Annotated in this window: 7 protein-coding genes and 1 pseudogene; 2 read left to right on the plus strand and 6 right to left on the minus strand. The window is 62.2% G+C overall.

Annotated elements, in window-relative coordinates; all coding sequences use genetic code 11:
• Positions 1–597 precede the first annotated feature (597 nt).
• The 3 genes and pseudogenes from OID54_RS29295 to OID54_RS39285 all read right to left on the minus strand — a co-directional run.
• Positions 598–1,494: a hypothetical protein gene (locus OID54_RS29295; RefSeq protein WP_329024347.1), complete on the minus strand. Its 897-nt coding sequence runs from the start codon at positions 1,492–1,494 to the stop codon at positions 598–600.
• A gap of 82 nt (positions 1,495–1,576) precedes the next feature.
• Positions 1,577–2,029, minus strand: coding sequence for a peptidase M23 (locus OID54_RS29300; RefSeq protein WP_329024349.1), 453 nt, complete (start codon positions 2,027–2,029; stop codon positions 1,577–1,579).
• Positions 2,030–2,461: 432 nt separating this feature from the next.
• Positions 2,462–3,093 (minus strand): annotated as a pseudogene (locus OID54_RS39285) (transposase); the annotation flags it as partial.
• A gap of 313 nt (positions 3,094–3,406) precedes the next feature.
• Here OID54_RS39285 and OID54_RS29305 point away from each other — a divergent pair.
• Entirely contained in the window at positions 3,407–7,822 is a 4,416-nt protein-coding gene (locus OID54_RS29305) for a golvesin C-terminal-like domain-containing protein (RefSeq protein ID WP_329024351.1), read from the plus strand.
• Positions 7,823–7,885: 63 nt separating this feature from the next.
• Here the strand turns inward: OID54_RS29305 and OID54_RS29310 are convergent, their stop codons facing one another.
• A complete protein-coding gene (locus OID54_RS29310) occupies positions 7,886–8,494 on the minus strand; it encodes an SMI1/KNR4 family protein (protein WP_329024352.1) in 609 nt (202 codons plus the stop codon).
• 267 nt (positions 8,495–8,761) lie between these two features.
• On the minus strand, positions 8,762–9,586 hold the full coding sequence (locus OID54_RS29315; protein WP_329024354.1) for an IS5 family transposase: 825 nt from the start codon (positions 9,584–9,586) through the stop codon (positions 8,762–8,764).
• Positions 9,587–10,165: 579 nt separating this feature from the next.
• On the opposite strand from OID54_RS29315, the gene OID54_RS29325 reads away from it, so the two are divergent.
• Positions 10,166–10,579, plus strand: a complete 414-nt coding sequence (locus tag OID54_RS29325) for an integrase (protein ID WP_329024358.1) — start codon at positions 10,166–10,168, stop codon at positions 10,577–10,579.
• 125 nt (positions 10,580–10,704) lie between these two features.
• On the opposite strand, the gene OID54_RS29330 is transcribed toward OID54_RS29325, so the two are convergent.
• Positions 10,705–12,234: a helix-turn-helix domain-containing protein gene (locus OID54_RS29330; protein WP_329024359.1), complete on the minus strand. Its 1,530-nt coding sequence runs from the start codon at positions 12,232–12,234 to the stop codon at positions 10,705–10,707.
• Positions 12,235–12,620: the final 386 nt, after the last annotated feature.

A 12,620-nucleotide genomic window follows, 5' to 3' on the forward strand; every position in this document is an offset into this window, starting at 1 on the left:
GGGACAGCCCTGCACGCCGCCCCGCCGGACTCTCCTCACTCACCAACACACCTTCCAGCGAACGCGGTCATTTCCCCGCGAGTCCCAGATTCACGCCGTCCCGGAAATCCACGGGAGACTGGGCGATCACGGCCCCGTGCCTGCGACATGCCTCTTGGACGGAAGCGCTGGAGGGGAGTGTCCCGCAGGACAGTTTCGGATACTGCTCAGCAGCGTTGCGCGCGGACACGGCCACCCTGCGCATCGTCGTAAAAGGGACGCTCTTCCCCTGGATCTCGGCCAGCACGTTCTGTGCGAGCTTTCCGACCGCATCAGCCATGGCGGCACACGATGGGGTGAAGAGTTCCGCAGCAGCTGAGCTGCACGGGGAGTTCGTCCCTTCACCGTAGGTGCCGGCCAGGCTCTCGATTTGAGGGGACAGCGTGTGCTGGACCTGTTCGGCTACGAGCTGACGGGCACTCGGCGGCGAGGGGGCGTCGGCGCTGCTGGAGGCGGCGTTCCCCGGCTGCGAAGACTCCGCATGTGTCGGAGAGGAGGAATCGCATCCTGCCAGACCCAAACAGAGGGCAAGGGCAAGGACAGACTGGACCCGGCGGCTCACGAGGTTTCCTCAAGAACCTGGGAAGCAATCTTCAAAGCTGCCTGCATATGGCGCTTCTCCGAGCCGAGGGCTTCTTCCTTCTGGCCGATCATCTGGTTCTGAATGCGAGATTCCACACCGTGCCACACGGAGATCAGGTTCGTCTTCTTCTTGCACTCGACATCAGCGACAGCGGTGGCGATCTCCGTCCGCTCCGGACCGGGATTGGTCACCGCTTCCGATATCCCAGTCGGGGAGGTGTATGAATACCCATTCCCCTTCATGCACGAGGACCAGGCCGCAAAAACCGCCACGACTTCCGGATCTGACAATGACTTTGCTTGACTTTCCTTGTTGATCTCACTGGCCAGATCATGAGGCGTGTCTGTTGTGATCTTTCGCATGGCTTCGCCGGAGCAGCCTCCCTTGGGGATGACCTTCCCGTTGGAGCGATCTCCGCTGCGCACACCACTGTTCGGATCAGCATCCCCGATGAATACACGGATCTCGGCGTCACTCATACGTGGCGCCGAAGCCTCGGGATTTCCGTCCTTCACGCCTGGCAGATGGTAACCATGCTCTTTCGCCGTTTTGACATCGGCAACGCCGTACCGCCGAGCGCGGTTGGTGCCATTCTCGCTCAAATTTTCCGTGGTGTTGAAGCTGGGGCCTACGTAGTCAAACCCAAATTTCGCCATGCAGTGTGTGATGAGAACTTTGGATGCCTTCATGAGCTGCAATTCCTGCCCGGTATCGAGCAGGTACTTCTCAATCGGCAGCGGGGGAACAGTAGCCTTCTCTGAATGGGCCGGAACCCGGCTTTTCCCAGCCGCAGCGTTTTCCCCGTCCGCCCCAGCTCCGCGGGAGCCCTCTTCACAGCCGACCAGAAGGGCAATCAGGGTCGACGCCAGCATGACCGGCCGCGCCAGCCTTGCAGATCCCCGCGTCCGGTGGGTCGCCGGACGCGGGGATCTGCTTGTGTCGGGAATCATGGACTCAGGCACCGCTCAACGTCTTCTGGGAGGCGTTGTTATTGTAGGTGGAATTGAGGTTTCCGTACCACAGTTGCGACCCGGCGTACCCGTACGCCGGCCAGTTGTCAAAGTAGCCGGCGTACTCGGAGTTGGCGTACACGCGCATAACGCCGTAATAGTAGTTGTATACCGACGCGGTATTGTTCTTGACTGCTTGCCCGCTACCGCTGCCACTGGTAGTGAACTTCACGCGAGGGTCTACATGCGGATTGTTCACGCAGTAGTCATAGTTGCGGCAGTTGATCTTGAGGCCGACGCGAGAACCCCCATTGTTCGAGTTGTAGTACAGGCAGAACGCATCGGTGCTCGTTCCGCAACTGCTGATGACGGGATAGGGCTCCGCGTGGGCAGGGGCTGCGGTTGCGGCCACGGCCGCGACGGCAGATAAAGCGACAGCAATTAGCTTCGAACGCATTCTATCTCCCCCAGGAAATGAACGAAAGAGTATTTAGGAATCATGCGCACAGCGTTCACTTTTCGAGCTGAGGCTCGAGGTGAGTCGTACCCCAGGGCGGCTTCCGTGGATGCAGGGGGAGTACGGGAGTCCGAAATTTTCCGGAAAATTCACCGTGCCCGAAATCTACCACTATCTCGCCGACTCCACTGGCGTGGTTTACACCAATTGCGCCAGTGGCCTCGATGTCTGCAAACTGGTGCAGACCATAAAACAGGACCGCGGAGCTGTCCACACCGCAAAACGAGAAGCTTGGCCGGAATTGACTCACAAGGTCATCTGCAGGCTTGTCCATGGCCATAGACGCCGATGTGAACCTAAGGCCGTGTCCTATGTGGTGAGACGGAACAGTTGCTTGTAGTAGCACGTGGTCCAGGCCGCAGTTCGGTTCGGTGTGAACACGCGAAGCCAGTACTTCGCGCCCTCGCCGGCCCAGAGGCCAAGGGCGTCGCGGGTGCCATCCGCAGGCACCACCATCACGAAGTGATAGGCAGGGCGGTTCGCAACCTACCCGTCCCTGACTTGACGTTGACGGCGTGTCCACGGACAAGACCAGGTACACAGGGTCCAGCTCTGCCATTCGGCCATGCCAACCATGTCCGTGTCGGTGATGGTGTTGCTTGGACGCCTCATCGCCGTACACCTCGGCGAGACGAGCCGAAATCTCCCCGTGGGTAAGCCCCTATGCGGCCAGCGACAGCACCGTTTCATCCACCCCGGACAGCGCCGCTGCCGCTTCTTGACAATTTGCGGCTCGAAACTGCCGACCGTATGGATGGCGGGGCACCTAGACCTAGCCGAGGTGATCGGTGATCCCGTTCTCCAAGGCAGACTCCAACCCCCGCTCGGCAGCTGCTGGAGCAGAGCACCCCACCAGTCAATTGCAGGCCCTCATTCCAAGCCTGGTCGACCAGCGTCGCGACGAGGTACTCGTCCGACGCTGCACGTCCAGCCGACTCCACAGACTCATCCCCAATCGCCGTCTCGCGCACTTGGCGTCTCTCCTTGATCAGTAGATCCGCCATTGATCAGATACTCCTGAATGTCGCTCATTCGGTTCTAGGGGCGGCGTCGTACCCGCGCGCCGGTTCACAGGGAAGATTCAGGCCGTTCCCTGTGGGGCACTGGGGTCGGGCGGGCTTGGTGTTGGTGACGGGGGGTAGATCTCCTCTGCCCTTTCCGGCTAGCCCGACCAAGCGGGATACCTAGCCCAAGGTCGACAGATAGGGCGATCACCCCTTCCCATTGGGAGGGCCACTGCTGCACAGACACCTCGATTAAGGGGACAATGTGAAACACGCAAGAAGAAGACGGCTCCTGACACCAACCATCGTCGCAGTGACAACAACACTGGCCATACCGTTATCACTACCCGCTCAAGCATCCGAGCCGTTACCGCCCAAGAACGCCACCCAATGGCGGGCCCCGAACACCCAAGATATCGACCACCCTGCTGCTGTTCCCCTCAAGGATCGTGCCAACACCCTCGGCAGTGACTACACCAAGTCCACCGATACCGTCTTCACCACCTCCGGTGACGGCAGCGGCTTCCACCTACTCGTCGCGGATGAGAAACACGGCTACACCGTGAAAACCGCAGCCACCCTCACCGAGCCCGGGTTCGACACCGACACCTGGATAGGCAACGCATGTCTGACCGCCTCCGGTAAACGAGCGGCAGTCGCCTATGCCCCAAGGACTTTCAGCAACAAACCTGAGTTGATGGCGCGCGGAGCCTTCGCGGCCACTGTGGACCTCACCACTGGCAAGGTCACCAAGCTGCCCTTCCAAACGTCGCTGGCCTACTTCAGCCCCGGCTGCGGCTCAGGTGAGCAAGCCGTATTCACTCAGCTCTCCTACGAGGGCGACGCGAAGCAACAATCCCGCCTGATCGGCGTGGATGCGGCCAGTGGCAAGGTGGCCAGCCCTCTCACCTATCCCGGCCAGGTCACCTCCGCCGTCCCTGTGAAGAAAGGTATCGTCGCCGCGCACGGCAACCGCCTGGTCGCCGCAGGAGCCAAGGGCAGGCTCTCGGAGATCACCCGTACGAAGGCGGTCCCCTTCCAACTGACCGTAGACGCCGCAGGGGGCCTCACCTACATCGACCGCGCCAAAAACGGCAAGAAGAAGGCGTCCACCGGCTACGCCCAGTACCTGAGTGCCAATCAACTCACAAAGGACAACGCCAAGGCTGCCACGCTGGCCCACGGATCCCTCACCGAGTGGGACTTGGCATCCTCAGCAGACGGCACCACATACATCACCGGCAAGGCCAAGAGCAGGACCGCCTTACCGAAGACCGTGAAGAACCCCGGACGCATCTCCAAGGGAGCGCTCATCTCCAGCGGCGGCAGCGCCGCGGTCACTACCGACTGGGCTGATGGCAAAGACACCCGGGTCCGCCCCGAGGAAGCCCTCACAGAGCGCACAGCACGCACCACCCTTCGCCTGTTGGACACGAAGAAGACCGTCACCCTGGACGCTGTTCCCGGCATGAACCGCATCGGCGGGCAGAAGTCCCAACAGCAAGGCCGAGAATCCTCGCCGGCTCTCCCTCAACACAAGACGAAGCCGGCCCGGAGGGCTTCCCACACCAAGATTGACAACCCCACCACACAAGGAACGCGCACGCAGCTCATCGCCTCGTCGCCCTCCAATCCGAGCGAGGACGCAACCGAGCGGACCTGCTCAGTTCCCCGCAACGACGTGAAGAAGCAGGCATTCCAGCCGACACCCCGTCAGGTCGAGTGGGCGGTGAACCAGGCAGTTGTCGGCAGGCTCGACTTCTACCGCTCGCCGAACTGGAAGAACACCGGCACCGGTGGATACCAGCCCCAAGGCATCTTCCCGCCTATCCTGCTCGCAGGTGACCCCAACGGGATTCTGGACACCGAGGACAGCGCCAACGACCGCTGGCACATCCCTTCCCAAATCCTCCTCGGCGTCGCGGCCCAGGAAACCAACCTGTGGCAGGCCACCCGCTACGCGGTGCCTGGCGTCACCTCGAACAGCCTCATTGGAAATTTCTACGGCGTCGACTACAGCCCGAGCGGTCAACAGGTCGATCCGTGGAAGATTGACTGGGCTCACGCTGATTGCGGATATGGCATCACCCAGGCCACTGACGGCATGCGCCTGCCTGGCCACGGCCAGCCCACCAAGTCCGTCCTTCAGCAGGAAGCCATCGCGCTGGACTACACCGCCAACATAGCGGCTGGCGCACAGATCCTCTCGGACAAGTGGAACCAGACCCGCACAGCAGGCATGACGGTCAACGACGGCCACCCCCAGTGGATCGAGAACTGGTTCTTCGCCCTGTGGGCCTACAACTCCGGCTTCTACCCCCAGTCCGACGCTGACACGGCCGGCCACTGGGGCGTGGGCTGGACGAACAACCCCGCCAACCCGCTCTGGAAGGCAAACCGACTGCCGTTCCTTGAGAACGCGCTCGGCGGAGACAACTACGGCGACGCCGCAAACCCACAGGACTGGCCCTACCAGGAAAAGGTCATCGGTTGGGCGGCACGGCCCATCACCTCGATGTTCGCGCCCGGCGACATGCAGGCCGGCTACCGGGCGGCATGGTGGAGTGGCGCCGCCGCCCGCACCGCAGCCAAGCCGCCCATCGACCTGTTCTGCGACTCCACCATCTCCTGCAACCCATCAAAAATCGCCGTCGGTGACTCCAACGACCCCGGCGGTGGCGCTTGCACCCTCGACGCTGGCAACAGCACGACCAACCCCCACTGGCTGCACTGCTGGTGGAACAAGTCAGTTCAGTGGAAGAGCTGCACAACTGGCGCCCAGTGCGGCAACCAGGTCCACCGGTTCAACACCTCCTACCCGGAGCAGCCCGACGCCAACTCCTACCCACCACGCTGTACGAGCGGCCTGGCAAGCAATGCTCTGATCATTGACGACGTTCCGAACGGCGTCACCCCCGCCGGGTCAACCGCACGAAGCTGCGGAGCATTAGGGTCCGCGGGAACATTCACACTCAACTACAACGCGTGGAACGGCACCTACCCGGGCAAGATGGACACCCACCAGATTGGTGGCGGATACGGCAACCACTTCTGGTTCACCCACACCCGCCAACCCGATCCCAACCCAGCTAACGCCAACCGCATGGAAGTCACCGGCATCTGGAAACTCGGCCAGACAATTCCCGGCGGCCAAGCCAAGGTGTACGCACACATTCCCGACCACGGCGCGCAGACCACCGAATCCAACTACAAGATCACTACCGCTCACGGAATCCAGACAAAGCAGATCTCGCAGACCGCCAACGAGTCGAACAAATGGGTCGATCTCGGCGTCTACCGCTTCAACAGCACACTCCCCCAGGTGAGTCTGTCGAACTTCAACAGCGTCGGCACCGGCGACAAGGACGTGGCCTGGGACGCCATAGCCTTCGTGCCCGGTGATTACGATGGTCTGCACGACATTCGATTCCCCGAGGCAAACCCCAACGCTGCCGACATTGACTTTGTGGCCAGCCAGGTAGCAAAAGATGCGGGACCCATGGGAACCGCTTCCGCAAGGACTGCACCATCCGCGGGATCGACTGGTAATCGCTCGTGCTCCGCCGCTCGTGACGGCAGCACCCTGTGCGCCGAGTACAAACCGATGAGCGAGGAGAGCAAGAGGACTGTCTCCCCCTCCACAAATGCCCAGAGAGCCCGGGCTCCTGAAATGGCAGCGCTCGCACCTGTTGGATGGTGCCGGAGCGTCAGCGGCGGTTCCGTTTATACACGGACAGAAGGTTGCTTGCGTGGACTGCTCGTCCTTACCGCCACACGCAACGGTGCACCGATCGGCAACGCCACCATGAAGATCATTCAGGAGATCGACCTCAACCCCAAGGCGACCCAGTTCACTACATGGACCGAGATCTCCCTGGTCAATATGACAGGAATCAACTCCACGAGCCTCACCTCTTTCCAGGAAGACTGCTGGCCGACAACGGGCTGCACCGAATCCAGCGGCCCCTGGACCGGCAGCACCACCTGGACCGCCGCGGACACCCACGTAGCCACTCGCACAAACACCTATACCTGGAACAAGATCACAGGCGGCGAGCAGATCCTCAATCTGGACTGGAGCACCAGCTGGTCGACTCCCCAGGCTGCTGTCCAGGCAGTTCCGAATTGGAGCCACAGCGCTTTCGACATCCGCTGCGACAACAAGGTGGGCGGAAATACTGGCTGCATATTCCCGAAGTACACACCCACTCTGCAACTCAACACCCAGAAGTACCCAGCCGCCGCCGCCTACTACTGGGTGGTCATGCAGAAGCTGGCATCTCATCCGGGAAGCGAAGCTCACAACAAGCCGTTGCATCGCCTCGCGAATGACACAACGGCCGAACAGAATCGCCACAAGATGTGTGAACGCGCTGTCGCTGAATGGAACCCGAACCCTAATGCGGACGGAACCAGTTGCGACGAGTACCCGTTCGCGAAATCCCGTGAAAGCGGCGGGATGACGCTCACTTCGGGGAAGTACTGCGTTCAGATGTACGCAGATAAGCAAACCAACGGCACTTGGATGCTCGAACTCGACAATAACTATCCGTATCCGACCTGGAACGAGATCTGCGGCCGAGCCGCAGTTCCGGCCCTACAAAACACGAATGCAGGTGGGGACCTCGGGAACTTTACGAAAGATGTCCGTCTCCTGGACAATGACCCGTATTTCGTCCAGACCGGATTCGAGGGCTGCAACATCAGTACTGTCTGCAACATCAGCTAGAAACTAGCCAGACCAAGTGGCCCGCCAGGTCTCCCCGATCTGGCGGGCTACTTGGTCTCCGGGTCAATCTATGACCCACTCCAACATGCGCCCTTCATGGATACAAGGACGACGGGGCATTGTAGGTAGCTGCTCCAAAGCCTCCACCGCGTTACACAGGTCGTAAAACATCTGACCCATACTCGGCCAAAGTCGCCGATACTCGGGACTTCCAAATGAAATCACACCGACATGACCATAGCGGTCAGTCCGATGATCAACAAACAAGAGATCACCGGCCAGGCTCTGAGCGAAAGGAACCCACCGGGAATTTGCGGTTAACTCGACTACATCATTCTCGTATCCTTCGTCGAAAGCCTCCTGGGCCATATCGGCAAGATTGTGCTGCCATTCCATAATTCCTTCCGCGTTCAGAAGGCTGTACCCAATAATGAAGGCGCCGGGTTCCATGCTGGACCTCCGCGATGCCACGCCATTGTGTATCGCGAGAAATGACTTCAGTTCGTCAACCAATGCGAATCCGATTTCTTCCTCGAGTCTAACTATTTCGGCATCGGATACACCCGGGCGAAGGGTCGCGTGGTCTGCCGGTGCATTCTGGCAGAGCCAATTCTCAAATCTTAGCCAAAGCTCCTGGAGATTGTAAGGTCCGTCAGGCGTGGAACTATCCATCCCGTCTCCTTCATGATTTCAGGACGTCGCACGAGGCGGGGCAGCCTGTTCGGCCGTCACGAAGTGAGCAAACCACAGAGGTGAGGTGAACTCGCCTCGTTGACTTCCGTGTTGCTGTCCAGACGGACCTGTTCGGTAGTAGCGTCAGTTCGACGCACAGTCTTTCCGGGACGTGTCGTACGGATGGCCTGCGGAGTTTTGTGCCAGGCGTACGTTTCGGACGGGGCTAAGTGAGCGTTTGATTCTCTGATGTCTGTTTCATTTGGCTTAGCCGTCGCGCCAGTTGGGGGTGGTCTCGTGGGTGAGGCGGCGGGTCATGAGGTTGATGGTGGCGATTTGGATCATGGCTGCTGATCGGTGGGGATGGGTTTCGTAGTCGCGGGCGAGGCGTCGGTGGTGCATGAGCCAGCCGAGGGTGCGTTCGATGACCCAGCGGCGGGGTTGGACGTGGAATCCGCGGGTTGTGGGGTCGCGTTGGACGATCTTGAGATCGATGCCGAGGCGTGCGGCGTGTTCGACGGCCTTGGTCTTGTAGCCGTTGTCGGCCCAGGCTTTGGTGATGGTGGGGTGTTGCTCGGCGACGTGTGTCAGGAGTTGGGTGCCGGCGGTGGAGTCGTGGACGCTGGCGGCGGTGACGGTGACGGCGAGCAGGAGTCCGAGGGTGTCGGTGACGATGTGCCGTTTGCGGCCGATGATCTTTTTGGCAGGGTCGATGCCTTGGCTGGTCAGGGGAACGGTGGCTGAGGTTTTGATGCTCTGGCTGTCGACGAGGCAGGCGGTGGGCTCGCTCGTGCGGCCTTCGGCCTGGCGGACTTTGCCGCGTAGTGGTCCGGTCAGTTGGTCGAAGATGCCGTCGGCTTCCCAGCGAGCGAAGTAGCCGTAGACGCTCTGGTGGGGCGGGAAGTCGTGGGGCAGGTAGCGCCAGGGGATGCCGGTTCGGTCGATGTAGAGGATGGCGTTCATCAGCGTGCGTAGGTCGTGGGTGGGTTTGCGGATGCCGTTGCGGTGTTGGCGCCAGGCTTCGAGGGTGGGGCGGATGAGTTCCCAGCGGGCGTCGGACAGGTCGCTGGGGTAGGGCCGTGAGGGCTGCATGATGCCTGGGTATGTGGCGTTGGTCGGTCTGGGTAGGGCGTGTGCGGGGGTGTCTGGGGCTTTGTGGGGCGAGTTCGCAGTTCAGCATGGACCGGTGGGTTTCCAAATGAGACGGGAGCTTTGCTGAGGAACCCGGTGTATTGACGGCCGCTTCATGGCCGCATAAGCCGCTTTCCTGGCAGTTGGGCAACCTGGCGTCCCTGATCGGTAGCCCAGAATCGTGATGGACTACCGGATATGGGAATCAAACGCCCACTAAGACCGGCCGCCCGCCGCTGCTCCGGGCAGGCTGGAGGCATGGCCGCAAGAACACGTACGGACAATCCGCGCCGCCCTCCCAGACCGCTACCGGATCCTCGTGGAGATCGGCGCCGGTCTCGGCCTGCGCCAGGGCGAGGCGTTCGGACTCAGCCTGGACGACTTCGACTTCGAAGAGGGCGTCGTCCACATCCGCCGCCAGGTCAAGATGGTCCGGGCGAGCCTGTGCTTCGCGCTCCCCAAAGGCCGCAAGGTCCGCGACGTGGCACTGCCCTCCAGCATTGGAGAAGCAGCACAACGGACGCGACCGCGTTCCCGTCCGTGCCGGTCACCATGGCCTGGGACGACCCCCGCTCACCGGAGACACCAGTGGAGGCCAAGCACCGCCGGCCCAGGACGTACAACCTGCTCGTGACCGGCCGCGAGCGCAAGGCCATCAACCGGAACTACTTCAACTCCTACATCTGGAAACCCGCACTCACCAAGGCCGGCGTAATCGGCGGCCTGGAGCAGCGCGCCGACGGACAGCGCGTCTGGGAACCCTCCCGCGAACACGGCTTCCACGCGCTGCGCCACTTCTACGCCTCGGAGCAGCTGGAGGCCGGTGAGTCGGTCGTCTCACTCGCCCAGTGGCTGGGACACTCCGACCCGGGGTTCACTCTGAGGAAGTACGCGCACTTCCTGCCCCGGGCGGGCGCCCGCGGCACCGCCGCCATCGACGCCCTATTCGGCTGACCGAGATTGCGGCCCGGGAGTGCTGCTCCCGGGCCCAAAGTCCCAGAGAAGTCCCACAGACGCCGCCGCACCCCCATCAGACCTTTGTTTTGGCAGGTCAGACGGGGTGCGGCGGCGCCCGTATGTCAAATGTCGCGGAAGATCTCGATCTGCGCACCCACCGAGTTCAGGCGCTCAGCCAACTCCTCGTACCCGCGGTTGATGACGTACACGTTCCGCAGCACGGACGTGCCTTCGGCCGCCATCATCGCCAGCAGGACGACCACGGCGGGCCGCAGTGCGGGTGGGCACATCATCTCCGCGGCGCGCCAGCGGGTCGGGCCCTCCACGAGGACGCGGTGGGGGTCGAGGAGTTGCAGCCTGCCGCCGAGGCGGTTGAGGTCGGTGAGGTAGATGGCGCGGTTGTCGTAGACCCAGTCGTGGATGAGGGTCTGGCCCTGCGCGACCGCGGCGATGGCGGCGAAGAACGGCACGTTGTCGATGTTGAGGCCCGGGAAGGGCATGGGGTGGATCTTGTCGATCGGGGCTTCCAGCTTCGAGGGCCGCACGGTGAGATCGACCAGCCGGGTACGTCCGTTGTCCGCCGTGTACTCGCTGGAGCGGTCGTGGTCGAGACCCATCTCCTCCAGTACGGCGAGCTCGATCTCCAGGAACTCGATCGGGACCCGACGGATCGTGAGCTCGGATTCGGTGACGACGGCCGCGGCCAGCAGGCTCATCGCCTCGACCGGGTCCTCGGAGGGCGAGTAGTCGACGTCGACGTCGATGGTGGGCACGCCGTGGACGGTCAGCGTCGTGGTGCCGACGCCGTCGACGCGTACGCCGAGGGCCTCCAGGAAGAAGCACAGGTCCTGGACCATGTAGTTGGACGACGCATTGCGGATCACCGTCACCCCCTCATGGCGGGCAGCCGCCAACAGGGCGTTCTCGGTCACGGTGTCGCCGCGCTCGGTCAGGACGATCGGCCGGTCGGGTGCGGTCGTCCGCTCGACCTGTGCGTGGTATAGGCCCTCGGTCGCCGTGATGTCCAAACCGAAGCGGCGCAGCGCGATCATATGCGGCTCGATGGTGCGGGTTCCCAGGTCGCAACCGCCCGCATAGGGCAGTCGGAAGGACTCCACCCGATGCAGCAGCGGTCCCAGGAACATGATGATCGAGCGGGTGCGGCGGGCCGCGTCCGCGTCGATGGCGTCCAAGTCGAGTTGGGCCGGCGGGACGATCTCCAGGTCCACGCCGTCATTGATCCAGCGGGTGCGGACACCGATGGAGTTGAGGACCTCCAGCAGACGGAAGACCTCTTCGATGCGGGCCACGCGGCGCAGCACCGTGCGGCCCTTGTTCAGAAGGGAGCCGCACAGCAGCGCCACACAGGCGTTCTTGCTCGTCTTGACATCGATCGCGCCGGACAGACGACGCCCGCCCACGACCCGCAGATGCATCGGGCCGGCGTAGCCCAGGGACACGATTTCGCTGTCCAGCGCCTCACCGATCCGAGCGATCATCTCAAGGCTGATGTTTTGGTTGCCACGTTCGATACGGTTGACCGCGCTCTGGCTCGTGCCGAGAGCGTCTGCGAGTTGAGTCTGTGTCCAGCCGCGATGCTGTCGAGCGTCACGGATGAGCTTACCGATACGTACGAGGTAGTCGTCTGCCATGAAGGGGAGGTTATCTCAGATATGAGATGAAGCGCACGACGGGGGTGGCGTTCGGGTGAGCCTGCGGCGAGCCCCGCTCGCAGTTTGACGGTCCGTCGGGAGCGCTGGTGCGTCAAGCGGTGGGGGTCCATCCGGGTGTTGGGGTGCGGTGTTCCGGTTCCACCCGAGCGCCCGTGGCCTGGGGCTGCGATGGGCGCTGGACTCGGAGAATCGTGGCGTGCCGACGAAGAGAAGAGGACGTCTACGGTGAAGTCGCTGAAGGGGACTCATATCGGCACAAGTGCACTGATGGGTGATGCTGACAGGGGGGTGCTCCGACGGCGTAGACCCGGAAGGCTCCACCCCTGTATCTCGGTTATTGAGTGAAGGGGCTCATGCCGCCCTTG

The sequence above is a fragment of the Streptomyces sp. NBC_00690 genome (assembly GCF_036226685.1).
In the GTDB taxonomy this organism is placed as follows: domain Bacteria; phylum Actinomycetota; class Actinomycetes; order Streptomycetales; family Streptomycetaceae; genus Streptomyces.